The sequence below is a fragment of the Actinomadura sp. DC4 genome, from assembly GCF_030406325.1.
Classification (GTDB): domain Bacteria; phylum Actinomycetota; class Actinomycetes; order Streptosporangiales; family Streptosporangiaceae; genus Actinoallomurus.
The window spans coordinates 1-23,351 of sequence record NZ_JAUEQY010000052.1 but is presented as its reverse complement, the minus strand read 5'-3'; the positions used below and the strand labels follow the sequence as shown (position 1 = coordinate 23,351).

The following is a 23,351-nucleotide window of genomic DNA, read 5'->3' as shown; positions in this document are numbered from 1 at the left end:
CGGTTGGCTGAAGCCTGCACACCTGCCTGGCAGACCACGGCCGATTCGGGGGCGCCATGGATCCGTCCGGCTTACGGATGACCGATCGGTCATCGAACGGTTACCGGATCGTCGTGGTGGCCGGCGAGCTCGACATCTCGACGGCGCCGGCCCTGCGCGTCCGCCTCGTGGACTCCGCGGGCTCCGTCCCCGGTGACCTGGTGGTCGACCTGAGCGCCGTGACGTTCATCGACATCTGCGGCCTGTCCGCTCTGGTGTGGGCCGACCAGCGCGTCAGGCGGCTACGGCTGGCCGCCCCGAGCATGCGCGTGGCCCGGCTGCTGGCCGTCACCCACCTGGACCTGCGCTTCGCGCTCTACCTCACCACCGAGGCCGCCACCCGCTGACGGTCGGCCTCCCTGCTCGGGCAGGACCTTCTCCAGGGCGCGGATGACCTGGGCCACGTGGCGGCGGGTCGCGTGTTCGGCGGCCGACGTGTCGCCGGACAGCAGCGCGTCCATGATCTCGCCGTGCTCCTCCAGGCCCGCCTGCGGGCGGCCGGGTACGGCCGTGGTCAGGTTGTGGCCCAGGCGCAGCTGGGCGCTCAGCAGGTCGGCGATCGCGGTGAGGCGGCGGTTGGCCGAGCCGTGCCAGATGAGCGCGTGGAACTCCCGGTCCAGGTCCCCGTACGTCTCCACGTCGCCGGCCGCCAGCGCCGCCCGCTGGCCCTCCAGCAGCTCGCCCAGCCGGGCCAGCAGCTCAGGGTGCCGGGTCCGCGCGACGTCGCGGGCGGCGAGCGCGTCGATCGCGGAGCGCAGCTCGTAGATGTCGCGCATGTCTGCGGCCGTTAACGCGGCGACGAAGTACCCCGCGTGCTTGCGCGCGACGAGGAAGCCCTCGCGTTCGAGGATGGCGAGCGCGGCCTTGACCGGGGTCGGCGAGATGCCGAGCCGCTCGGCGAAGGGCCGTACGGTCACCCGTTCGCCGGGCAGCAGCCGCCGCTCCAGAACGGCCTCGCGGACCGCCGAGTACGCGGAGCGTACGAGGCTGTTCAGCTCCTCGGTCACGGGCTCCCCCACGCCGGCCGCATCGGGACCAGCCGGTGCCGCCGCCAGGCGTCGAGCTGGTCGGAGCCGTGCGGGTCGCCGGGCCGCCCGGAGGCGCCGCCCGGGATCACCCAGCCCGACGCGTTCAGGTCGGACAGGTCCAGCACCTGCCGGTACACCGACAGGTTCGTGATGGCGAAGGGCGTGCCCTCGCGCCAGCCGTAGGCCCCGTTCTGGATCGTCTCGTTGTCCCCGCCGATGCCGGCCGGCGGCGGGTCGAACACCGGACCGGCCACCGGGTGCAGCGGGTGGCGCGCGGCCGTACGGTGCACCTCGCCCCACGGGCGGGACCCGGCCTCGTGCCAGGCCGCCTCCAGCGCCGAGGCCAGCAGGTCGTCGCCGAGCGCGGCGGCCGGCCACGCGCCGTCGTCGCGGGGCCAGGTGAGTGCCGCGAACCAGCGCCGCAGCAGCACCGGCACGCCGGGCAGCCCGCAGTCCAGCAGCCACGATCGTGTCTCGGGGCCGACCGAGGCGTCGAGCACACGCCGCGCCACCGCCCGGCGGAAGCAGGCATGCACGTGGCCGACCGTACTCTCGGCCGTCAGGTCACCGCCACCCGCGGCGAGCGCCGTACGGGCCCGCTCGGCTGCACCGGTGTACGGGCCACGGCCCGCGAGCAGCGAACCCCACCGGCGGGCCGCCACCGACACCGTGTCGCCCTGCCAGGCGACCATGTCCGCGAACCCGGCCGCGCCGGCGGAGGCCGCGAGCTCGTGGATCCGCTCCGCCCGGTAGCAGTCGTTCATCGAATACGAGACGAACGGATACTCGGCCGCGGTCACCGTGTTGTTCGCGGTCACGATGACACCCTCGGCCGGGTCCTCCACGCGTGGCATCGCCGTGAACGGCACCCGCCCGCGCCAGGCGTGGCGGCGCTCCCAGCCGGGCACCGGCACCTGGGCCGCCGCCAGGCTCTCGCGCGCGGGCAACTCGCCGCGCAGCACGTAGCCGATGTGCCCCTCGACGTCGGCGGCGACCAGGTTGTTCAGCGGGTCGACCCAGCCGTCCTGGCCGTCGAGCAGGGCCCGGACGTCGCGGGCGGCCAGCATGCGGCGGAGCACGCCGAACTGCGCGCACGGGCGGTCCGTCGCGGTCCAGCGCAGCGCGAGGGCCTCCCCGCCGGCCGGGTCGCCGTGCACGACCGGGCCGTTCGGCGTGGCCCAGCAGAGCTCGACGTGCTCCGGCCCGTCTCGTACGGCGATACGCTCGGCGCGCGGGGCGACCGGCGACCAGCCGCCGGCCGTCCGCACCTCCGTGCCTCCGCCGCGGAAGTGCTCGACGTAGAGATCCTGCGCGTCGCCGGCCGCGTTGGTGATCGCCCAGCCCACCCGCCCGTTGTGCCCGAAATGCGGGAAGCCGGGCACGCCGGGGAACGTGGCCCCCGAGACGGCGAACTCCGGGCAGCGCAGGTGCGCCTGCCAGTAGGTGTTGGGCGCGTCGAGCGCGCGGTGGGAGTCGTTGACCAGCAGCGGCCGCCCCGTCGCCGTACGGCCCGGGCCGAGCACCCACGCGTTGGAGCCGCCCTCGGCCTCGGCCAGGAAGCCGAGGTGCCCGGCGGCCTCCGCGACGTCCGCGCGCGCCTGTGCGAGCAGCGCCGTGTCCGGGACCCGGCCCAGCGGCGGCACCGTCACCCGCATCCCCGGCAGCGGGCGCGGGTCGAGCGCGTCCGCCGCGTCGTCGCCGAACCGTGCCCGCAGCACCGCGCGGGCGATCTTGTACTGCCAGACCCCCATCAGGACATGCCGGATCTTGAACGCGAGCACCGAGTCCAGCGGCGTCCACTCCTGCCAGCCGATTTCGGCCGCCTCGTGCTCCGGCGGCGGCCCGGCCGAGCGGACCTGGGCGTTCACCCCGTCCGCGTAGCTCTCGAAGGTCCCGGCCGTGTCCGGGTCCATCGCGGCCAGGTCGCGCTCGGCGGCGTCGGCCAGCCGGAGCCGCCGGGCCAGCCGGTCGGCCGGCAGCGCCACGGCCCCGGCCACCTCGGCCCACCGGCCCCCCGCGCGCCGCCGGTCGTACTCCAGCTGCCACAGCCGGTCCTCGGCCGCCGCCCAGCCGAGCCCGAACCAGGCGAGCGTCTCGGTGTCCGCGTCGACGGACGGGACGCCGTACTCGTCCCGCGTGATCGACAGTCCCGGCGGCAGCCTCACGCGGCGCCCGCCCCTGCCGCCTCGGCGTAGTGACAGGCGGCCTTCCGGTCCGTGCCGGGCAGCGTCCGCAGCACCGGGTCCTCCGCGCGGCACCGGTCGGTGGCCAGCGGGCAGCGCGGGGCGAACGCGCAGCCCGTACGCCCGCCCAGGACGCTCGGCGGTTCACCGGCCGCGGTGACCGCCGCGGGCCGCTCGCGAACGCGCGGGCGCGGGGCGGCGGCGAGCAGCAGCCGCGTGTACGGGTGACGCGGGTCGGCGAAGAGCTCGCCGGCCGCGCCCTCCTCGACGATCCGGCCGAGGTACATGACCGCGACCCGCCGGGCCAGGTGGCGGACCAGGGCCAGGTCGTGGCTGATGAACAGGTACGTGATCCCGCGCTCGTCCTGCAGCCGCCGCAGCAGGTTGACCACCTGCGCCTGCACCGACACGTCCAGCGCGGACACCGGCTCGTCGCAGACCACGAAGGCCGGGTCCAGCGCGATGGCCCGCGCGATCGCCACCCGCTGGCGCTGCCCGCCGGACAGCTCGTGCGGGTACCGGCCCGCCAGGTCCGGGGTGAGCGTCACCGTCTCCAGCAGCTCGCGCACGCGGGCGGCCCGGTCGCCGTCGGCGTGGTGCACCCGCAGCGGCTCGGCGACGATCCGCTCGACGGTCATCCGGCCGTTGAGCGAGTCGTACGGGTCCTGGAAGACCGGCTGCATCGTGCGGCGCAGCGCCCGCAGCTCGCGCCGGCCCAGCTCGTGCACCTTCCGGCCCGCCACGCTGACGGTGCCCTCGTCGGGGCGTTCGAGCGCGAGCAGCAGGCGTCCGGTGGTGGACTTGCCGCAGCCGGACTCCCCCACGAGGGCGAGCGTCGTGCCCCGCTCGATGCGCAGCCCGACGCCGTCCACGGCGGGCAGCAGGCCCCGCCCGCGTACGGGATAGCGCTTGACCAGCCCTTCGGCCACGACGAGGTCTTCGGTCATGAGGCTCCCTCCGTGACGGGATGGTGGCAGGCGACGGAACCGGCGCCGGCGGGGGTCAGCTCCGGCATGGTCCGGCACGCGTCCGTCGCGCGGTCGCACCGCGGCCGGAACGGGCAGCCCTCGACATGCTCGCCGACCGCGGGCACCTGGCCGGGGATGGTCGGCAGCTCGCCGGCGGCCGGGCGGTCGGGGTCGGGCACCGACCGCAGCAGCGCGGCCGTGTACGGATGCCGTGGCGCGTCGAGCACGGCGGCGACGGGACCGGTCTCGACGACCTTGCCCGCGTACATCACCGCCACGCGGTCGGCGATCTCGGCCACGACGCCCATGTCGTGCGTGATGAACAGCAGCACCGTGTCGCGGGAGCGCTCGCGCAGCAGCGCGAGCACCTGCGCCTGCACCGTCACGTCGAGCGCGGTCGTCGGCTCGTCGGCGATCAGCAGGTCCGGCCGCCCGGCCAGCGCCATCGAGATCATCACCCGCTGCCGCATGCCGCCGGACAGCTGGTGCGGCATCTGCCCGGCACGTGCCTCCGCGTCGGGGATGCCCACCGACTCCATCAGCTCGACCGCCCGGCGGAGGCGCGCGGAGCGGCGCGTCCGCGTGTGGATCGCGAGCACCTCGGCGATCTGCGCGCCGACCCGCGTGGTCGGGTTGAGCGAGCTCATCGGGTCCTGGAAGATCATCGCGGCGCGGGAGCCGCGGACGCGCCGCAGCGCGCGCTCGTCCAGGCCGATCAGCTCGGTGCCGTCCAGCGTCGCCGTGCCGGTGGCGTTCGCGCCGCCGGGCAGCAGGCCGAGCAGCGCGAGCGCGGTGAGGCTCTTGCCGCAGCCGGACTCCCCCACGAGCGCGACCGTCTCGCCGCGGTCGGCGGTCAGGTCGACGCCGCGTACGGCCTCGCGCCCCTCGCCGAAGTCGACCCACAGGTCGCTGATGCGCAGGAACTCAGTCATGGGCCGGCCTGCCCAGCGCGTCGAGGGAGACCGTGCGGCCGCCGGCCTGGGCCCGGTGGTGCTCGGCCAGCTCCCGTACGGTCGGGGTGCACAGCTCGGGGTCGGCCACGACCGGCGCGAGGAGCTCCTCGAGGACCGCGACGCGGGCGGGGCGGCCGGACAGCCAGGGGTGGACGGTGAGCATGCAGAGCGTGCCGTGCGCCTTGGCGGCGGCGATCTCCCGCGTCCAGGCGTCGAGGATCGGGCCGGTCGGCGTCGGCGGGCGCGGGTCGCCGCCGACGTAGCGGTAGTACGGCGCGTCGTCGGTGGACCAGTCGACCGGGATCTCCACGACGCCGTCGACCTCGTAGGGCCGGTCGTCGCCCATCAGCGAGCTGTCGTAGCCGATGCCGAGCGACCGCAGGACCGGGAAGACGCCCGCGGTCATGTCCCAGCTCGGCGAGCGGTAGCCGACCGGGCGTGCGCCGCTGACGCCGGCGAGCGTACGGGCCGCCCGGTCGAGGGTGTCGTGCAGTTCGTCGCCGGTCAGGCCGGTCGGCGGCTCGTGGCACCAGCCGTGCAGCGCCAGCTCGTGCCCGCGCTCGTGGGCCGCGGCGACCTGCGCGGGGTACTCCTCGGCGATCCAGCCCGGGACGAACACCGTGGTCCGCAGGCCGAGTCCGTCCGTCATGGCCAGGAGGTTCTCGATGCCGCGCCGTGGGCCGTACCTGCGCTGTTCGAGCTCGCCGACGGCCGGCCCGCGCGTCTCCCTGCTGCGCCAGAGGTACGGCGACTCACCGTCGAAGTCGATCGTGAGGCACACGGCGGCTCGCGTGCCGCCCGGCCAGGGGTAGGTCATCTCGCGCTCCCGTCGGTCGAGGCGAAGTCGCCGGCGGTGCGGCCACCGTCGACGTCGAGCGTGGTGCCGGTGACGAAGGAGGCCGCGCCGGAGCACAGCCACAGGATGGCGGCGGGCGCGTCGCCCGGGCCGGAGGTACGGCCGAGCGGGATCGCCGCGCGCATCTTGGCGACGTGCCCGGCGTCCAGCTCGCTGACCTCGCTGCCCGGAGCGAAACCCGGCCCGACGGTGTTGACGCGGATGCCCGCCTCGCCCGCCTCCAGGGCGAGCGACCGGGTGAGCGTCTCCAGGGCGGCCTTGCTCGCCGCGTAGACGCCGCCGGTGCGTGTCGTGCGCCTGGCCGCGCCGGAGCCGATGTTGACCACGCAGCCGCGCACGCCCGTACGGGTCATCGTGGCGATCACGTGCTGGGCGAGCTGGTACGGCGCGATCACGTTCACGTCGAGAATCCGCTCGACGGTGGCGCGGTCCGTGGCCGCCAGCGGCGTACGGGGGTAGATCCCGGCGTTGTTGACCAGGATGTCGGCGGTCGGCCAGCGCTCGTCCAGGGCGGCGAGCAGGCCCGCCACGCCGTCCCCGGTGCTCAGGTCCGCGACGGCGGCGTGCGCGCCGAGGCTCGCCGCGACCTCGGCGAGGGGTTCGGCGCGGCCGTCGGACAGCAGCAGCTCGGCGCCTTGGGCGTGGAACGCCTCGGCGGTCCAGCGCCCGATCAGCCCGGCCGCACCGGTGATGAGCACCCGCCGGCCCGCGAACTCCCCTCCGTAGTCGACGCTCATGCCGTCACCTCCACGGTCCGTACCCGGCGGCGGCGTGTCACGGCGGCGCGCTTGGCCGGGTCGAGGCGGTCGCGCGCACCGTCGCCGAGCAGGTTCACTGCCAGGACCAGCACGAACAGGGCCAGGCCGGGGAAGGTGGCCAGCCACCAGGCGGTGGCGATGTACTGCTGGCCGTCGGACAGGATCGAGCCCCAGGACGCGGTCGGCGGCTGAATTCCCAGCCCCAGGAAGGACAGCGACGCCTCGTAGACCACCATCAACCCGAACTCCAGCGTGCCCACCACGATCGCCACCGGCAGCACCTCGGGAAGGACGTGGCGCACCACGATCCACCGCCCCGGCGCGCCCGTCGCCGTCGCGGCGCGGACGAAACCGCGGCCGCGGGTCTGCAGCGTCGTGGAGTAGGCCACCCGCGCGTACCTCGGCCAGCGCACCAGCGCCAGGCAGAGCACGACGTTGACCAGGCTGGGCCCGAGCACCGCGACGGCCAGGATGGCCAGCAGGAAGAACGGCACCGACAGCACGCTGTCGACGACCCGCATGATGACCGCGCCGAGCCAGCCGCCACGCCAGCCCGCGATCATCCCGAGGGCCACGCCGGCGACGCCGGCCGCCACGACCGCCGCCGCGGCGACGAGCAGCGACACCCGGGTGCCGTACATCGTGCGGGACAGCACGTCGCGGCCGAGCGCGTCGGTGCCCATGAGGTGGTGCGCCTGGGGCGGCAGCAGCCGCTGGGCGAGGGAGACGGCGTTCGGATCATGCGGCGCGAGCAGCGGCGCGAGGAGCGCCACCGCGAGGTAGAGGCCGACCACCACGAGGGGAACGGTGAGGCGTTTCATGCGGGGTCTCCTCCGCTGGACACGCGCGGGTCGATGACGCCGTACAGCAGGTCGGTCGCGAGGTTGACCACGACGTACACGGCCGAGGCGAGCAGGACGATCGCCTGTACGACGGGGAAGTCGCGCGCGGCCACCGACTGCACGGTGAGCTGGCCGAGCCCCGGCCAGGCGAAGATCACCTCGGTGACCACCGCGCCGCCGAGGAGGTTGGCCAGCTCCAGCGCGGCGACGGTGAGCACCGGGATCGCGGTGTTGCGCGCGAGGTGCCGGGTGACGAGCCGCCAGGTCCCGGCGCCCTTGGCCCGCGCGGTGCGCACGTAGTCCTGGCCGAGCTGCTCCAGCATCGCGCCCCGGGTCACCCGGGCGATCGCGGCGGCCGACAGCGAGGCGAGCGTGACGCTGGGCAGCAGCAGCGACAGCGGGCCGTCGTACCCGGTGGAGGGCAGCCAGCGCAGGCCGACCGAGAACAGCAGGACGAGCAGCAGGCCGGTCCAGAACGCCGGCATCGCCTGCCCGGCGAGCACGATCGGCATCAGCACGCGTTCCTGCCACCGGCCGCGCCGGAGCGCGGTGATCGCGCCGACCGTGACGCCGAAGAGCAGCGACAGGACCAGCGCGGCGACCGCGAGGTTCGCGGTGTACGGGAGGCGTTCGGCGAGCAGGTCGGTGGCCGGGCGGTTCTGGACGTAGGAGTAGCCCAGGTCGCCACGGACGGCGTGCCCGAGGAAGGTCGTGTACTGGTGCCAGAGGGAGTCGTCCAGGCCGAGCCGGGCGCGTACCCGCGCGATGTCGGCGGCGGTCGCGCCCTCGGGCACGAGCAGCCGCGCCGGGTCGCCGGACAGGCGCAGCGCGAAGAACACGATCGTGACCACGCCGAACAGCGCGAGCAGCGCCTGCCCGATCCGTCCGGCGAGGTAACGCGGCGTCGCGGGGAGGGCGGCGAGGCGCCTCCGTGGGAGCACGGCGGTCATCGGCGCACCTTCATCGTGTCGAGGTAGAAGCTCTCCTGCGCGTCCGGGGTCCAGCGGACCCGGGAGTTCGCGCCGTAGATGGCGTAGTCCTGGAACAGGCCGAGCCCGGGCAGGTCGCGGGCCAGCGTCTGGAACGCCTGGTCATAGAGAGTGGTCCGCCGCTTCGGGTCGATCACCCGCCGGGCCTGCTCGACGAGCCGGTCGAAGCCGGCGTCGCTGTAAGAGCTCCAGATCCCGCCGGTGTGGAAGAGCGGGTAGATCACCCCGTCGGCGTCCAGGCACGAGCAGGACCAGCGGCCGAACCGCAGCGAGCCCCAGTTGTGCCCGGGGTCCTGCACCTTCTTGAGGTACGTCGGCTGGTCGGTGCTGCGGATGTCCACCTTGAGGCCGACGGCGGCCAGGTCGGCCTGGATCGCCTGGACGATCTGCGGGTTGAAGGACGGGGAGGTGTCCATCACGACCGTCCTGCCCCGGGCGCCCGCCTCGGCGATCAGCCGCCGGGCGGTGGCGGGGTCGTACCGGTCGTCCGGCAGCGCCTTGTCGTAGCCGAAGGCCAGCGGGGTGAGCAGGGAGTTGACCGGCCTGGCGTAGCCGCGCTGGAGGTTCTTGATCAGCGCACCGTAGTCGATCGCGGCGGCGATGGCGCGGCGTACGCGGGGGTCGGTGGCCGGTCCGCCCTTGATCGTGTTGAAGGCGAGGTAGGCGACCCGCTCGGTGGGCGTGGACAGGACGGCGAGCCGGGGGTCGCGTTCGATCTGGTCGGCGGCGTCCGGGGTGAGCGTGGTGGCCAGGTCGGCCTTGCGGGACTGCAGGTCGACCACGCGGCCGGCCACGTTCGGCACCGCGCGGAACACCGCGGCCCGTATGCTCGTCCGCGGACCCCACCACAGCGGGTTGGCCTTCAGCGCCACCTGCGAGCCGGCGGTGGCCTCGCCGAACACGTACGGGCCCGAGCCGATCGGGTGGGCGGCGAACTTCTCGTCGCCGACCTTGCGCACGTAGCGCTCCGGCACCACGGACAGCGTGGTCAGGTAGGTCAGCAGCGTCGGCGCCGGCTGCGCGGTGTGCACGACGAGGTCGGCGCCGTCCGTGGTGGCCTTGCTGATCATCGAGAAGTTGGCGAACTGCTGGCTGGCGAACTTCTTGTCCAGGATCCGGTTGATGCTGAAGGCCGCGTCGCTCGCGGTGAGCGGGCTGCCGTCGCTGAACCTCACGCCGGGGCGGATGGCGAACCGCCAGGTCGTGGCGTCCGTCTGCCTCCACGAGGTGGCGATCCACGGCTTGAGCGCCTGCGTACGCGGGTCCCGGCGCAGGAGCTGGTCGAAGATGTTGCGGTACACCGCGTAGGTGTCGGCGTCGTACTGCTTGCCCGGGTCGAGCGTGGAGGGGTAGTTCGCGGTGTCGATGACGAGCGTGCCGGCGTCGCGGTCGGCGGTGGCCGGGCGGATGCCGCACGCCGCGCCGCTCAGGCAGGCGGCCGCGGTCAGGGCGGAGAAGACGGTACGGCGGATCAGATCCAATTCTCTCACCCCCGTCCCGGAATCTGACCGTCCTTGGCGAGCAGCGGCGCGTCGACGCGTACGGTCTCGGGGTACTTCACGCCCGTGCCGGTGTTGAGGACGACGACCTCGTCGCCCGCCGTGATGTGCCCGGACTCGCGCAGCGGCCCGAGCGCGGCGAAGCAGGCGGCGCCCTCGGGGCAGATGAAGGCGCCCTCCAGCGCGGCGAGCTCGGCCTGGGCCTTCAGGAGGTCCTCGTCGGTGACGGCGATGGCGGTGCCGCCGGTCGCGTACACCGCGTCCAGGACCAGGAAGTCGCCGAGCGCCTTGGGCACGGTGATCCCGAACGCGACCGTACGCGCGCCGGGGAACGGCGTGCTCTCCCGCGCCCCGTTCTCGAACGCCTCCACGATCGGCGCGCAGCCGGTCGCCTGCACCGCGACGAGGCGGGGCAGCTCGCCGTCGACCCAGCCGAGCTCGAGCATCTCCCGCAGGGCCTTGTGAATGCCGATGATGCCGACGCCGCCGCCGGTCGGGTAGAGGATGACGTCGGGCATGCGCCAGCCGAGCTGCTCGGCGATCTCATAACCCATGGTCTTCTTGCCCTCGAGCCGGTACGGCTCCTTGAGGGTGGAGACCTCCTGGTAGCCGGCGCGTTCCCTGGTCGCGGCGTTCACGAGCTTGCCGGCGTCGCCGATGAGCCCGTCGACCCGGTAGAGCTCGGCGCCCGCGACCTGGCACTCGGCCATGGTGATCCGTGGAGCGTCCTCGGGCATCGCGATGAGCGACTCCATCCCGGCGCGCGCGGCGTAGAGCGCCCAGGCGGCCCCGGCGTTGCCGTTGGTCGGCATGGCGACGCCCTTGACCCCTAGCTCGGCGGCGCGCGAGACGCCGACCGCGGCGCCGCGGGCCTTGAAGGTGCCGGTGGGGACGAGGCCCTCGTCCTTCATGAGGAGCCGCTCGATGCCGGCGCGGCGGCCGTAGGCGGGCATCGGGAGGAGGGGCGTCATGCCTTCGCCGAGGGTGACGACGTGGTCCTCGCCCCGGACGGGGAGGACCTCGTGGTAACGCCAGAGGGTGGGCGCGCGAGCGGCGATGTCCTCACGGGTGACGGTCTCGCGTACGCGGTCGAGGTCGTAGCGGGCGAGCAGGGGCGCGCCTTCGGCGGAGACCCCTTGGAGGACGTCGGCGTCGTACCGCTCGCCGGTGCGAGAGCACTCCAGATGACTGAGAAACGAGTAGGCGGACGAGGGTGCCACAACTTCTCCTCGCGACGGTTGCCACATCGAAGCCGCAATTTTGGATCCAAAATCCCGGCCCGTCAACGCCCCGTCCACGATCTGGACACCACGGACAGAACGACCGTCGGGCCCAGGAAACGGTCACGGCGGCCTGGAAACCGGTGCGTGCGGTGAGCACGGCGACCTCATGTACGCGGCTGGATCGCGGGCCAGGAACCTCTCCACCTGAGAAGCGGTTCCCACAAGCCGCAGCCGATCCAGCAGCTTGCCGACGCCGATGGCGTTGTCCAGAGGACACCCCGCCACGGCGGCGCTCGGCCTCGGCGGCGCGGGCGCGAGCCCGGAGCAGGTGCTCGTCGAGGTCGGCGGTCTCCACCGCGAGCCGGTCGCGTTCGGCGCGGTCGTCGTGCCAGGCGCCGCGGAGGCGCCGGAGGCCGGCGGTGCGTTCGTGGATCTGCCGGACGCACTCGGCGAGTTGTCCTTCGAGCTCGCGTACGGCCGGGTGTGCGGCCGCTCTCCCGACGTCGGCCTGGACGTTCAGGAGCCGTGTCCAGGAACCACCGGTCGCGGGGCACGCGCCGGCCGTTCAGATAGCGGGAGACCGTGCCCTTGTCGATGTGCGGGTACAGGTGTACGAACCGGTTGATCGACAGGCCCGTGGCGGCGAACAGCGTCGGCAGCTCACTCGCCCAGGCGTGCACCTCCGGACACAGGTCTGGGCTCACGGGTGACGGCTACCAGCTCACCAGTTCGTGTTCGCCCGAGAAGACCGACGGGACGCCGCCGGTGTGCCAGAAGACCAGCGGGCCGCCGCCGGCGAGTTCGGCGCCGCGTTCGACCACCGCGTGCAGGGCCTTCGCGGTGTAGACCGGGTCGGTCAGCACGCCCTCGGTGCGGAGCAGGGACTTCAGGGCCGCCTCTCCGCCTTCCGTGGAGACGCCGTACGCCGCGCCGCGGAAGCCCTCCACGAACAGCGGCGGTGCGGCCACCGACCCTCCGAGCAGCTCCGCCACCTCGCCGGCGAGTCCCGCGACCCTCGGCGGGGTGTCCGAGACCACCACGCCGGCCACGGCGGGGCCGCCGCCGTCCGGGAACAGCAGCTGCTGGGCCGCGTGCAGGCCCGCCTGGGTTCCCCCCGGACGCCGACGCGTGCACGATGGCCCCCGGGGACACCCCCGCCGACGACAGCTGTTCGAGCAGTTCCACGTACGCCGCGACGAAACCGAGGGCGCCCGTCGCGGTCGAGCCGCCCACCGGCATCACGTACGGACGGTGGCCCCGCTTCACCAGCGTGGCGCGCAGTTCCTCGGCCGCCGCCTCCAGCTCCTCCCAGGCGTCCACCCCCGTGAAGTGCAGCTCCGCGCCCAGCAGCGAGTCCAGCAGGACGTTGCCGGTCGGCGCGGGCGGGCGGGCGCCGCCGAGCACCAGATGGCACGCCAGGCCGCTCATCGCGGCACCGGCCGCCACCGTACGAGCGTGGTTCGACTGGGCCGCACCCACCGTCACCAGGCAGTCCGCACCGAAATCCCGGGCCTCGCCCAGCAGGAACTCCAGTTTCCGGATCTTGTTGCCGCCCAGCGCGACCCCGGTCAGGTCGTCGCGCTTGAGCCACACGTCGGCGCCGATCGAGGCGGAGAACCGGCGGGCCGGATGAAGGGGCGTCGGCAGGGTGGCCAGCCGTACGCGCGGGCGGGCGGCCAGGCGTGCGGCAACGTCGAGGTTCGCCATGCCGCCCAGTCTGCCTCAGCGCAGCAGGCCGGCCTCGCGCGCGTCGTGCCGCAGGCGGTCGCGGTGGTCCGGGTGGGCGATCGCGATCAGCGCCTCGGCCCGGCGGGCCAGGCTCTGCCCCCGCAGTTCGGCGACGCCGTACTCGGTCACCACGTGGTCGACGGTGTTCTTGAGCGTGGTGACCGGGCTGCCCGGGGTCAGCTGGAGCGTGATCCGGCTGACCCCGTCGTGGGTGGTCGCGTGGGTCACCAGGAACGCCATGCCGCCGGGTGAGTACATCGCGCCGCGGGCGAAGTCGGTCTGGCCTCCGGAGCCGGACCAGTAGCGGCCCGCGATGGTCTCGCTCGCCGCCTGCCCCATGAGGTCGACCTCGCTGGTCGCGTTGATGGAGACCATCCGCGGCTCGCGGGCGATGACGCGGGGGTTGTTGACCCACTCGACGGGCAGCAGCGACACCGCGCTGTTGTCATCGAGCCAGTCGAAGAACCGGCGGGTGCCCACGCAGAACGTCGCGACGTGCTCGTTCGGCCGCTGGTGCTTGCGCGCGCCGGTGAGCGCGCCGCGTACGACCAGGTCCATGAGGCCGTCCGACATCGCCTCGGTGTGCACGCCGAGGTCGCGGTGGTCGCGCAGCGCGCCGAGCAGGGCGTTCGGGATCCGGCCCACGCCGACCTGCAGGCAGGCTCCGTCCGGTACGCGTTCGGCGACGAACGCGGCTATCCGCTCGTCCCGTTCGTCCGGTGGGCGCGCGACCGTCTCGTCCAGCGGGTAGTCGGCCTCGCACCACCCGGTGACCTGGCTGACGTGCAGCCGGTTCTGCCCCGAGGTGCGCGGCATCTGGGCGTTGGCCTCCAGGAAGAACGGCACGTTTCCGATGAACGAGGCCACGTAGTCGGCGTTGGTGCCGAGGCTGAAGTAGCCGTGCCGGTCGGGCGGACTGGCCGACGCGAGCACCAGGTCGAGGCCGGTCGTCTCGCGCAGCAGCCGCGGGACCTCGCTGAAGTGCGCGGGCACGAGGTCGCAGGTCCCGTTCCAGTACGCGCGGCGCGAGCCGGGGCCGAGGAAGTAGCCGACGTGTTCGAGCCGGCCGGGGAACTCACCCCGGATGTAGGCCCGCTCCCGTACGGGGTCCATCTGGTGCACCCGTACGCCGCTGAGCCGGCCGGCGCCGGCCTCCAGGGCGTCCATCACGGTGTGCGGCTCGCCGTGGTGCACCGGGACGATCAGGTCCGCCCCGGCGGGGACGAGATCCAGCACGTCGGCCGCCCGCCCCGGCCGGTCGGGGTCGATCCCGGTCACGGCACCTCCTCCATCTCATCGTTCCCCGTCGAGGCGGGGTCGCGTACGCGGGCGGCGCGGGTGAACTGATCGTCGAAGCGACGCGGGAACGGCATCATGCGGTGCCGGTCCGGCCACCGGGCGAGCTGGCGGACGACATTGCAGCCGGCCGCGGTGATGATCCGCTCGGCGGAGGCGAACAGCGGCCAGGCGGGGTAGACGTCGCGGTGTTCGACACCCGGCGGCAGCCCCTCCGGACGGGACGGCGCCACCAGCGTGAGCCGGGGCCGTACGCCCTCCAGCGCGGCCGTCTCCCGCGCGTACTCCACCAGTTCGGCGATCTCCGCCTCGGGGCCGGAGTGCACGATCAGCCAGCCGTCCACGGCCAGGCTCTCAGAGGGCGGTTCGGCCAGCTCCAGCGGGCCGGCCGTGCCCGAGACCGCCCGGAGGTACGCCGAGTGCCCGGCGGTCACGGGTTCCACCAGCCAGGTCTCGGAGAAGACGGGCGGTTCGGGCGGCAGCAGCGGCCGGTAGGCGTCCCAGCGCAGCAGGCGGGCCAGGTGCACGATCCGCGTGCCGGCCGGGATGACGCGCGCGGTCAGCTCGCCGGACAGACCGGCCGGGAAGGCGTCCACGACCAGCTCGGCGGGGTTCAGCTCGGCGAGGGCCGCGGCGAGCCATCGGGTCAGGCCGTCGCGGCCGAGCCCGCCCGGCGCCGACCGGACCGGGTGGCCGCCGGTGACGCGCGGGTCGGCGGCGAACGGGGAACCGGTCAGGATCGTCGCCGGCCGGCCCGGCGCCACGGTGTGCAGGTACGCGCGGATGCGGGTCAGGTGGCCCAGGCCGCCGCCGTTGGCGTAGCAGACGATCATCGGCGGGCGGGCCGCCGTCTCATCCGGTCTCCTGGAGTACGGCGAGGTAGCCGGCGGTCTCGGCGGCGGGGGTGAAATCGCGGCGCACACGCTCGCCGGCGGCGGCGCCGAGCTTGGCGAGCTGCTCGTCCGTCGCCCGCGCCGCGCGGTCGACCGCCTCCCGGCAGCCGTGCGGGTCGCCGGCGCGGAAGGTGAAGCCGATCTCGTCGTCGGCCAGGTCGGCGAGGCCGCCCGCGTCCGAGGCGAGCAGGGGCACGCCCAGGGCCGCGGCCTCCAGCGCGACGTTCGGCAGGCCGTCGTAGAACGACGGAAGGGCCACGAGGTCGCAGGACGCGTAGATGCGCGGCAGGTCATAGCGTTCGAGGAACGGCATCCGCGAGCACGCCACCCCATCGAGCCGTTCGCCGACGCCGTCCTCCAGCTCGCCGACCAGCAGCAGGTGGAACGCGTCGCGCCGGCCCGAGGCGAACAGCCCGTCCAGCAGGAACCCGACGCCCTTCTTGTTCTTCAGCTGCCCGACGAGGCCGATCACGCGCCGCCCCGGCTCGACGGCCGAGGCCCGCCACGCTCGCCCGCTCGCCCGCTCGGACGGCAGGATCTCCCAGTTCGCCACGTCGATGCTGTTCGTCACCCAGCGGACCTCGGCCTCCGGCACGAGCGCGGACACGAGAGGGCCGTGGGACCGGGCGACGACGCACACGCGCGCGGAGGCGCGCAGGGCCGACAGCAGCGCCTCGCGCCGCCGCAGCGAGAACACCCCGGTGTCGAAGTCGTTGCCGCGCAGGCACGTGACCAGCGGCGCGCCGAGCCAGGCGGCCAGCACGGGCGCGCCGAGCAGCGCGTACGTGCCGCCGAACGCGACGACGTGGGTGTAGGTCTCCCCGGCGAGCACGGTCCAGAGGCGGCGCAGCGCGTGCTCGGCGTTGTCGCCGAGCGGCGCGGTCAGCAGCCGGCCGCCGTACTCCCCCTCCGTACGCCACGGGCGGTCCCGCCGCGTCAGGTGCGCGACGTCGACGGTCACACCCGCCGCGCGCAGGCCGCGGACGATGCGGTCACACGACTCGGCCATGCCACCCCGGCTGGGCGGGTAGTGCTCGGTGAACCACAGGACCCGCGTCAACTGTCGGTCCAGCCGCCGTCGCCCGAGTCACCCACGTCGCCGCCGATGTCGAAGCCGTCGCCCGGGTCGAACCCGCCACGGTCGTAGGTGTCGTATGAGTAGTACTGGTCGGAGTCGTGGTAGTAGTCCGAGCTGCGCCGCCAGTAGGAGCGCCGGAAGGCGCGCGCCCAGCCGGGCCGGTACGGATCTCCGTAGCCCTGGGCGCCTGAGCACTCCGGGCACAGGCCCTGCGGGTCGACGTGCTCGGCGCACAGCGCCCGGCCGCACCGGCAGACCGTCACCGACTGCCGGCCGCAGCGGCCGAGGACGAAGAATCCCGTGGTCGCTCCGCAGGGGTTCACGCGGTTCTCCTCGGGGTCGCCGGCCGGGTCCAGCGGAACAACTCGGTGAGCACGAACAGGATCGTCTGGAGCTGGTCCTGCTCCTCGGGCACCTGGCCGAGTTTGGCGGTCGCGTTGAGCGTGATCCGCTTACCGTCCTTGATGCGCACGCGGATCCAGCCGGGCGGCGGGGTGGCCGGCCGCTGCGGGACCATGCCGCCGGGCAGCGTACGGCGGGCGTCGATGCGCTGTACGGCCTTCTTCCTGGTCTTCCACTTGTGCTTGTTCCGGGCGTTGACCTTGTGGATCTTCCGGTGGCGGGTCCGGTCGGTGACCCGGATCTCCAGCACGCTGCCGTCCCTCAGCTCCGCGCGTACCTGGAGCCAGGGGTCGAAGGTGAACCACTCGGTGACCTTCCGGATGTAGCGGGTCTTGATGGGGAGGTCCCGCTTGGGCCCCTCCTTGCCGGGGGCGTCCGCCCCGCGGAAGTCGGCGCTGATGCCGATCGGGGCGTTCCGCTTGGTGTCCTCCGACAGCACATGAATGAGTGGCACGAGGACGGTGTTCGCCCGCGAGGGAAGCCGCCATTTAGGCCGCCGCACCGTTGTCTCGTGCTGAGAAAGGCTCGCCAGAACGGCGCCCCACTCACTCTTCGGGGACGACATCGAGACCGTTCGTTCCATCGTGAGCTGCTGGTGCGCAGGGTGGAACCGGCCGATCGCCGCACGGGTCTTCCGCCAGAACATACGGCGGACACTATCAATGGGATATCCGAAAATCGGAGTCTATAGAGCGATAAATTGTGGCCATTTTCGCCCGAGTCGTGGCCCAGGAGAACTCCTCCGCCACGCGCCGGCGCCCGCGCTCCCCCATCTCCCGCGCGGAATCCGGGTACTCCAGCAACACGCGGATCGCGCGGGCGAGCTCGGCCGGGCGGTCCGCGGCGACGAGCCGGCCGTGCACGCCGTCGGCCATCAGCTCCCGTACGGCGGGCAGCCCGGAGGCGACGACCGGCGTGCCCGCGGCCATCGACTCCAGGATCTTCAGCGGCGCGCAGCCCTGGTCGACGTTGCGCGCGCAGCCGGTCAGCGGCGCCACCGAGACCTCCGCGCCGGCCAGCCACGCGGCGACCTCGGCGTGCGGGAGCGTGAAGTTCCACATGAGCCGGTCGGCCACGCCGAGGCGCTCGGCGAGACGGCGCAACGGCCGGGCACGGCGTTCCGGCACCGACGAGCAGATGACGAGTGCGAGGTCCAGGTCGGCCAGCCGCGCGAACGCGCGGAGCAGCACGTCAAGGCCCTGCCAGGGCTGCAGCGCCCCGACGTAGGCGATGTAGCGCCCGGGCGCGCCGGCCGGGCGGGGCGGGGGTTCCGGTGCCACGTCGGCGCCGTTCGGCACGATCTCGATCTTGGCGGCCGGCACGCCCCGGCGGCCGAGGGCCTCGGCGATCACGCCGGAGGGCACGACCACGGCGTCCGCCCGTTCGAGGCAGAGGTCCTCCAGCTCGGCGATCTTGGCGAGCGTGGCCGGGGCCGCGAGCGGCCAGGTGTGCGCCATCTCGATGGAGGGAAGGCCGTTGACCTCGTACACGACGGCGTAGTCGCCGCCCTCGGCGGTCACTACGGGCAGCGCGCTCCACGGGTCGCGGACGTGGCAGATCCGCAGGGTCGCGAGGTGCGGGGCCAGGTGCGCGGCGACCCAGGCGGAGTAGGCCTCGGCGCGGTCGATGAGGTTCGGGATCTCCTCGGCGAACCGCGCGATCTCGACGCCGGAGGCGGCCTCCCACTGGTAGCGCGGCAGGTCACCGCCGCCGAGCACGCCGAGCAGCCCACCGCCCGCGCAGGCGAACAGCTCGGCCGCCATGTGGCCGATGTGCACCGCCGAGCCCTTGGTGGAGGGGAAGCGGTCGAAGGCGAAGTACGCCGCCCGCACCGGCCGCCGCCGCGCGTCGTCCTCGCTCATGCCGGCTGCTCCGCTCGTGGCAGCGGCCCGGCCGGCTGCCGGGTCCGGTGCCAGGCGACCTGGCTCGCGAGACCCTCTGCCAGGCCGATCCGGGCCGACCAGCCGAGCAGGCGGGCGGCCTCGCCGCTGTCCGCCCAGGTGCGCGCCGCGTCGCCGGGCACCGCGTCGTGGTGGCGCACCCGCGGCCGTACGCCGATCAGCCCGGCCAGCACGCCGATCGCGTCGCCGATCGGGACGTGCTCGGGGTGGCCGACGTTGAGCACCGTGCCGGGCGGCAGGTCGGTGGCCGCGGCGGCGAGGGTGGCGGCCACGATGTCCTCGACGTGCGTGAAGGCGCGTGACTGGCGGCCGTCGCCGAGCACCGGCAGCGGAAGCCCGCGCAGCCCGGCCTCGATGAAGCGGTGGAAGGCCATGTCGGGCCGCTGACGGGGGCCGTACACGGAGAAGAAGCGCAGCACGACGGCGGGCAGCCCGCGCCCGGCCGCCTCGGCCGTCACCCGCTCCATCTCGGCCTTGCTGACCGCGTACGGGCTGGCGGGCCGGAGCGGGTCGCGCTCGGTGTGCGGCCGCCCGCCGGCCGAGCCGTACACGGAGGAACTGGACGCGACGACGACCCGCGGCCGTCCCCCGGGCGCGTCCTCGCAGGCGGCCAGGAGCCGCCGCGTCGCGGTCACGTTGTCGCGCCGGGCCTCGGCCCGGCCCGCGCCCCAGGAGCTGCGGACGCCGGGGCGGCCGGCGAGGTGCAGGACCACGTCGGCATCGGCGACCATGGCGAGGTCGGCGGTGACCAGGTCGGCCTCCGCCCGCTCGATACCGGGACGCGCGGCGAGCGCGGCCCAGTTGTCCCGTGCCGCGCCGGGAGAGGCGGAGCGCTCCAGCGCGTCCACCGCGAGGACCTCGTGTCCGGCGTTCGCCGCCGCCTCGGCCACATGGCCGCCGACGAAACCGGCCGCCCCCGTCACCACCACCCGCACGGAGCGCACCTTAGCCGATCATCTGATATCCACCGCCCCATAAGTCCGGTCAGCGGGGATTGCGGGCGCTACGGTCGGGTTGGACGATCATCGGATCGGCCTCGAAACGGCACCCGCGGAGCGGACATGACCCCTCATCCCCCGGTGTACCCCGGAGCCGTGCGCCCCCGGCGCGGGCCGGGCCTGCTCCTTATCGTCCCGGCCGCCCTGACCGCGCTGGTCACCCTGGTGGTACCCACGGGCCAGACGCTGCTGCGAAGCGTCCAGGTCGGCGGCGGCGTGCTGCGCCGGCAGAATCGCTTCGTCGGGGCGGACAACTTCACCCACCTGCTCGGCGAGGGCGCCTTCTGGAAGGCCCTGCTCTTCTCCCTGTCGTTCGCCATCGTCCCGCTGCTGGTCATGCTCCTGGTCGGACCGGCGCTCGCCGCCGCTCTCGACCGGGCGGGCACCCCGGCGCGCCGCGTCGGACGCGTGCTCCTGTCGCTGCCCATCGTCGTGTTCTCCCCCGTCGCGGTCGCCGCCGGCTGGTTCTCGGCCCAGGCCGACGGCGGGCTCGCGACGGCGTTCGGGTCGCTCCGCGACGCCGGGACCGCCTCCCCCACGCTCCCGCTCATCATCGCGGCGGGGATGTTCGGGTTCCTGTGCGGGCTGTCGACCCTCGTCTTCCTGCCCGTCATGCGCGGCCGTGGCCGTGGCCGCCCGATCTCCCCGGCCATGATCACGGTCGGCGCGATCACCGTCCTGGCCGGCTTCGCGGTGGCGGTCCAGGCGCTCTCCTTCGACCTGGTGCTGGTCGCCGGCAGGCAGCCCACGCTCGCGATGCTGGAGTACCGGTCGGCGTACTTCTACTTCGACTCCGGCAGCGGGGCGGCGGTGGCCACGGTCATCGGCCTGATCCTCGCCGTGCTCGGCGTGGCGGCCACGGTCATCGCCGTACGGACGGGACTGCGCGTCGACCTGGAGACCGCCGGGACCCGATCGCCGTCCGAGCGCCCGCCGGACTCCGGGGCGCGGCTGCTGGTCGCGGTGTTCGCCGTCGCCGTCGTGCTCGGTATCACGGTCGTGCTCTCGTGGCCGTGGCTGTCGGCGGTCTTCTCCGGACGGTCCGGTTCCCCGCTCCGGCCGTCCGCGGGCCGGCTCTACGCCAACACCTGGATACCTCCGCTGCTGGGCGCGATCGTCTCCGTCGGCACGGCCTACCTGGCCGCGCTCGGCATCGGCGGGCTGCGCCCGCTCGGCCGGAGCAGCGAGTGGCTGCTGCTGTTCTTCGCGCCCTGGCTCTTCGTCGGCGTCGGCCCGCTGAGCGTCGTCGACTGGGACAACGCCCGGCGTCTCAAGCTGGTGAACCATTTCATCGGGCTCGTCCCGCCGATCCTGCTCAGCGTGCCGTCCCTGCTGGTCCTCACGCTCTTCTGCCGTACGCGGGCGGCGCGGTGGCGGGCCGAGCAGGCACGGGGCGCGCCGGCGTTCGTCCGGTCGGTCGCGGTGCCCGCCCTTCCCCTGGCCGCCCTCATGGGCGGGGTGACCGTGCTGTTCGGCGCGCACGGGATCCTGTGGCCGCTGCTGGTGGGCGGCGGCCCCGGTTCCAGGACCGCGCCGGTCCTGCTCTTCGAGCAGCTGGGCCAGTACTTCGGCAACGTGGCGACCGGCATCGCGACCCCGCTCGTCCTGGTCGTCGTGTTGTTCCTCGCCCTGGCCGCGCTGCAGGTCCTCTACCTCGACCGGCTGGTGATCACGACCGGTCCCCTGGGGGAGCCCGGCGACGCGCCGGGCGAGGCGCTCGTGCCCGCGGGCCGGCCGCAGTGGCCGGGGCCGACCGGGTTCGGACCGCCGGGACATCCGGCCCCGTACGGCTACGGGCCGCCGCCCGGGCCCGGCCCGTACGGCCCGCCGCCGCCGGGCCACGGGCCGCCCGCCGCCGGCGCGCCCCCTCTCGCCGGGCCGTCGCCGACCGTCGAGGAACCGGCCCGCGACCGCGCGCCGGACGAGCCGGATGACGCGGAGCCGGACCGCCCCGGCTGAGAGCCGCCTGCCGCCGGCTGAACGTTTGTTCCCAGATGGGCGGGTATTTCTCGTCAGCAGATCGTCGCCGTTCCGATCGATGACGAGGGAGACGCGATGAGTACGGATGCGATGGGCACGATCGAGACGGATGTCCCGGCGCGCCTGGACCGCCTTCCCTGGGCGCGCTGGCACTGGATGATCCTGATCGGTCTCGGCACCGTCTGGATCCTCGACGGCCTCGAGGTGAACGTCGTCGGCGTCATCGGCCCCCGGCTGACCGACAAGGCCGGCGGGCTCGGCCTCACCGACTCCCAGGTCGGCCTGGGCGCGGCCCTGTACGTCGCGGGCGCGTGCCTGGGAGCCCTGGTCTTCGGCCATCTGACCGACCGGTACGGGCGCAAGAGGCTCTTCGTGATCACCCTCGCGGTCTACCTGCTCGCGACCGTGGCGACCGCGTTCTCCTTCTCCCCGATCTGGTTCTTCGCCTGCCGGATCGTCACCGGCGCCGGGATCGGCGGCGAGTACGCGGCGGTCAACTCCGCCATCGACGAGCTGATCCCCGCCCGGTTGCGCGGCACCGTCGACGTCGTCGTGAACGGGTCGTTCTGGCTGGGCACGACGTTCGCCGCGCTGCTGTCGGTGCCGGTGCTGAACGCCTCACTGCTGCCCAAGGACGTGGGCTGGCGGCTGCTGTTCGGCCTCGGCGCGGTGCTCGGCGTCGGCATCCTGTTCGTACGCCGGATGGTCCCCGAGAGCCCGCGGTGGCTGTTCATCCACGGCCGCGACGGCGAGGCGAACGACGTGGTCGCCGGGATCGAGCGTGACGTCGCCGAGGAGACCGGGCAGGCGCTCGAACCGGTCGAGGACAAGATCACGATCCGCCGGCGGCACACCGTCGGCTTCGGGGAGATCGCCCGTACGGCCGTCCGCCGCTACCCCAAGCGCACGGTCCTCGGCCTGTCGCTCTTCGTCGGCCAGGCGTTCCTGTACAACGCGGTGTTCTTCACGTACGCGCTGGTCCTGTCGAAGTTCTACAAGGTGCCCGACGACCACGCCGGCTGGTACCTCGTCCCGATCGGGCTCGGCAACTTCTTCGGCGCGTTCCTGCTCAGCCGCCTGTTCGACCGGCTGGGCCGCAAGGTGATGATCTCCGGGACGTACATCGTGTCGGGGGTGCTGCTGATCGGCACCGCGCTGCTGTTCCGCGGCGGCCACCTGTCGGCGGGGACCCTCACCGCCTGCTGGGTCGTGGTCTTCTTCTTCGCCTCGGCGGGCGCGAGCTCGGCGTACCTGACCGTCTCGGAGATCTTCCCGATGGAGACCCGCGCGATGGCCATCGCGGCCTTCTACGCCGTGGGCACCGCGCTGGGCGGGATCATCGGCCCGGCGCTGTTCGGCAGGCTCGTGGACACCGGCCACACGTCGGCGGTCGGCGATGGCTACCTGCTCGGGGCGGGACTGATGATCGCCGCCGGCGTCGTGGAGATCTTCCTCGGCGTGGAGGCGGCCCAGCGTTCGCTGGAGGACATCGCCGCCCCGCTGTCGGCCGAGAAGGAACCGGTCGGAGCGGGACGATGAGCAACGGCAGCCACCGGTTCCCCGGTGGCCGCCGCCGTACGTTCCGGAGATGAGAACGGGCCCGTCACCGCGGCGAATTCTCGGGGTCCTCGCAACACCTGATGGCCTATGTGGCTGTCAGTAGATCACGCAGGCGCTCGGCTGGGGTTTGCCAGCCGAGCGTTTTGCGTGGTCGGGCGTTGAGTTGTTGGGCGACGT

General features: G+C 73.7%; 20 protein-coding genes and 2 pseudogenes. 3 read left to right on the top strand and 19 right to left on the bottom strand.

The window, feature by feature from the left end:
- Nucleotides 1-77: 77 nt before the first annotated feature.
- Nucleotides 78-386, top strand: a complete 309-nt coding sequence (locus QWU11_RS45135; protein ID WP_290120771.1) for an STAS domain-containing protein — start codon at nucleotides 78-80, stop codon at nucleotides 384-386.
- Here QWU11_RS45135 and QWU11_RS45130 read toward each other — a convergent pair.
- The 19 genes and pseudogenes from QWU11_RS45130 to QWU11_RS45040 form a co-directional block, all read right to left on the bottom strand.
- Nucleotides 282-1,046 carry a GntR family transcriptional regulator gene (locus QWU11_RS45130; RefSeq protein ID WP_290120770.1) on the bottom strand — a complete coding sequence of 255 codons (765 nt, stop codon included), beginning with the start codon at nucleotides 1,044-1,046 and terminating at the stop codon, nucleotides 282-284. The two genes, QWU11_RS45135 and QWU11_RS45130, sit on opposite strands and share 105 nt — an antisense overlap.
- Nucleotides 1,043-3,232, bottom strand: a complete 2,190-nt coding sequence (locus QWU11_RS45125; RefSeq protein ID WP_290120769.1) for a penicillin acylase family protein — start codon at nucleotides 3,230-3,232, stop codon at nucleotides 1,043-1,045. The genes QWU11_RS45130 and QWU11_RS45125 overlap by 4 nt, the downstream gene beginning before the upstream one ends.
- Nucleotides 3,229-4,197: an oligopeptide/dipeptide ABC transporter ATP-binding protein gene (locus tag QWU11_RS45120; protein ID WP_290120768.1), complete on the bottom strand. Its 969-nt coding sequence runs from the start codon at nucleotides 4,195-4,197 to the stop codon at nucleotides 3,229-3,231. Before QWU11_RS45120 ends, QWU11_RS45125 begins: the two co-directional genes overlap by 4 nt.
- Nucleotides 4,194-5,150 (bottom strand): ABC transporter ATP-binding protein, encoded by a 957-nt coding sequence (locus QWU11_RS45115; RefSeq protein WP_290120767.1) that lies wholly within the window; start codon nucleotides 5,148-5,150, stop codon nucleotides 4,194-4,196. The genes QWU11_RS45120 and QWU11_RS45115 overlap by 4 nt, the downstream gene beginning before the upstream one ends.
- Complete coding sequence (locus QWU11_RS45110; protein WP_290120766.1) at nucleotides 5,143-5,988, bottom strand: polysaccharide deacetylase family protein; 846 nt, start codon at nucleotides 5,986-5,988, stop codon at nucleotides 5,143-5,145. Before QWU11_RS45110 ends, QWU11_RS45115 begins: the two co-directional genes overlap by 8 nt.
- On the bottom strand, nucleotides 5,985-6,764 hold the full coding sequence (locus QWU11_RS45105) for an SDR family oxidoreductase (RefSeq protein WP_290120765.1): 780 nt from the start codon (nucleotides 6,762-6,764) through the stop codon (nucleotides 5,985-5,987). Before QWU11_RS45105 ends, QWU11_RS45110 begins: the two co-directional genes overlap by 4 nt.
- Nucleotides 6,761-7,606: an ABC transporter permease gene (locus QWU11_RS45100; RefSeq protein ID WP_290120764.1), complete on the bottom strand. Its 846-nt coding sequence runs from the start codon at nucleotides 7,604-7,606 to the stop codon at nucleotides 6,761-6,763. The genes QWU11_RS45105 and QWU11_RS45100 overlap by 4 nt, the downstream gene beginning before the upstream one ends.
- The gene (locus QWU11_RS45095; RefSeq protein ID WP_290120763.1) at nucleotides 7,603-8,577 is read right to left on the bottom strand and encodes an ABC transporter permease; all 975 of its coding nucleotides are present in this window, start codon (nucleotides 8,575-8,577) and stop codon (nucleotides 7,603-7,605) included. The genes QWU11_RS45100 and QWU11_RS45095 overlap by 4 nt, the downstream gene beginning before the upstream one ends.
- Nucleotides 8,574-10,097, bottom strand: a complete 1,524-nt coding sequence (locus tag QWU11_RS45090) for an ABC transporter substrate-binding protein (protein ID WP_290120762.1) — start codon at nucleotides 10,095-10,097, stop codon at nucleotides 8,574-8,576. Before QWU11_RS45090 ends, QWU11_RS45095 begins: the two co-directional genes overlap by 4 nt.
- 5 nt (nucleotides 10,098-10,102) lie before the next feature.
- Complete coding sequence (locus tag QWU11_RS45085) at nucleotides 10,103-11,335, bottom strand: threonine synthase (RefSeq protein WP_290120761.1); 1,233 nt, start codon at nucleotides 11,333-11,335, stop codon at nucleotides 10,103-10,105.
- 716 nt (nucleotides 11,336-12,051) lie between these two features.
- Nucleotides 12,052-12,441 (bottom strand): annotated as a pseudogene (locus tag QWU11_RS45080) (hypothetical protein); the annotation flags it as partial.
- Nucleotides 12,442-12,514: 73 nt separating this feature from the next.
- A pseudogene (locus tag QWU11_RS47585) lies at nucleotides 12,515-13,045 on the bottom strand (pyridoxal-phosphate dependent enzyme); the annotation flags it as partial.
- Nucleotides 13,046-13,060: 15 nt separating this feature from the next.
- Entirely contained in the window at nucleotides 13,061-14,344 is a 1,284-nt protein-coding gene (locus tag QWU11_RS45070) for an acetyl-CoA hydrolase/transferase C-terminal domain-containing protein (RefSeq protein ID WP_290120759.1), read from the bottom strand.
- On the bottom strand, nucleotides 14,341-15,195 hold the full coding sequence (locus tag QWU11_RS45065; RefSeq protein WP_290120758.1) for a hypothetical protein: 855 nt from the start codon (nucleotides 15,193-15,195) through the stop codon (nucleotides 14,341-14,343). The genes QWU11_RS45070 and QWU11_RS45065 overlap by 4 nt, the downstream gene beginning before the upstream one ends.
- Before the next feature lie 19 nt (nucleotides 15,196-15,214).
- On the bottom strand, nucleotides 15,215-16,315 hold the full coding sequence (locus QWU11_RS45060) for a glycosyltransferase family 4 protein (RefSeq protein ID WP_290120757.1): 1,101 nt from the start codon (nucleotides 16,313-16,315) through the stop codon (nucleotides 15,215-15,217).
- Nucleotides 16,312-16,656, bottom strand: coding sequence for a hypothetical protein (locus tag QWU11_RS45055; RefSeq protein ID WP_290120756.1), 345 nt, complete (start codon nucleotides 16,654-16,656; stop codon nucleotides 16,312-16,314). Before QWU11_RS45055 ends, QWU11_RS45060 begins: the two co-directional genes overlap by 4 nt.
- Nucleotides 16,653-17,189 carry a hypothetical protein gene (locus QWU11_RS45050; protein ID WP_290120755.1) on the bottom strand — a complete coding sequence of 179 codons (537 nt, stop codon included), beginning with the start codon at nucleotides 17,187-17,189 and terminating at the stop codon, nucleotides 16,653-16,655. The genes QWU11_RS45055 and QWU11_RS45050 overlap by 4 nt, the downstream gene beginning before the upstream one ends.
- Nucleotides 17,190-17,394: 205 nt before the next feature.
- On the bottom strand, nucleotides 17,395-18,597 hold the full coding sequence (locus tag QWU11_RS45045) for a glycosyltransferase (RefSeq protein ID WP_290120754.1): 1,203 nt from the start codon (nucleotides 18,595-18,597) through the stop codon (nucleotides 17,395-17,397).
- Entirely contained in the window at nucleotides 18,594-19,571 is a 978-nt protein-coding gene (locus QWU11_RS45040; RefSeq protein ID WP_290120753.1) for an NAD-dependent epimerase/dehydratase family protein, read from the bottom strand. The genes QWU11_RS45045 and QWU11_RS45040 overlap by 4 nt, the downstream gene beginning before the upstream one ends.
- A 126-nt stretch (nucleotides 19,572-19,697) precedes the next feature.
- Here QWU11_RS45040 and QWU11_RS45035 point away from each other — a divergent pair, with 126 nt between their 5' ends.
- Entirely contained in the window at nucleotides 19,698-21,593 is a 1,896-nt protein-coding gene (locus QWU11_RS45035; protein WP_290120752.1) for a hypothetical protein, read from the top strand.
- Nucleotides 21,594-21,689: 96 nt separating this feature from the next.
- Nucleotides 21,690-23,153 (top strand): MFS transporter, encoded by a 1,464-nt coding sequence (locus QWU11_RS45030; RefSeq protein WP_290120751.1) that lies wholly within the window; start codon nucleotides 21,690-21,692, stop codon nucleotides 23,151-23,153.
- Nucleotides 23,154-23,351: the final 198 nt, after the last annotated feature.

Coding starts and splice junctions, on each gene's coding strand:
- QWU11_RS45135 (WP_290120771.1), top strand. CDS start 78: ATGACCGATCGGTCATCGAACGGTTACCGGATCGTCGTGGTGGCCGGC.
- QWU11_RS45120 (WP_290120768.1), bottom strand. CDS start 4,197: ATGACCGAAGACCTCGTCGTGGCCGAAGGGCTGGTCAAGCGCTATCCC.
- QWU11_RS45115 (WP_290120767.1), bottom strand. CDS start 5,150: ATGACTGAGTTCCTGCGCATCAGCGACCTGTGGGTCGACTTCGGCGAG.
- QWU11_RS45110 (WP_290120766.1), bottom strand. CDS start 5,988: ATGACCTACCCCTGGCCGGGCGGCACGCGAGCCGCCGTGTGCCTCACG.
- QWU11_RS45105 (WP_290120765.1), bottom strand. CDS start 6,764: ATGAGCGTCGACTACGGAGGGGAGTTCGCGGGCCGGCGGGTGCTCATC.
- QWU11_RS45100 (WP_290120764.1), bottom strand. CDS start 7,606: ATGAAACGCCTCACCGTTCCCCTCGTGGTGGTCGGCCTCTACCTCGCG.
- QWU11_RS45095 (WP_290120763.1), bottom strand. CDS start 8,577: ATGACCGCCGTGCTCCCACGGAGGCGCCTCGCCGCCCTCCCCGCGACG.
- QWU11_RS45065 (WP_290120758.1), bottom strand. CDS start 15,195: ATGATCGTCTGCTACGCCAACGGCGGCGGCCTGGGCCACCTGACCCGC.
- QWU11_RS45045 (WP_290120754.1), bottom strand. CDS start 18,597: ATGAGCGAGGACGACGCGCGGCGGCGGCCGGTGCGGGCGGCGTACTTC.
- QWU11_RS45035 (WP_290120752.1), top strand. CDS start 19,698: ATGACCCCTCATCCCCCGGTGTACCCCGGAGCCGTGCGCCCCCGGCGC.
- QWU11_RS45030 (WP_290120751.1), top strand. CDS start 21,690: ATGAGTACGGATGCGATGGGCACGATCGAGACGGATGTCCCGGCGCGC.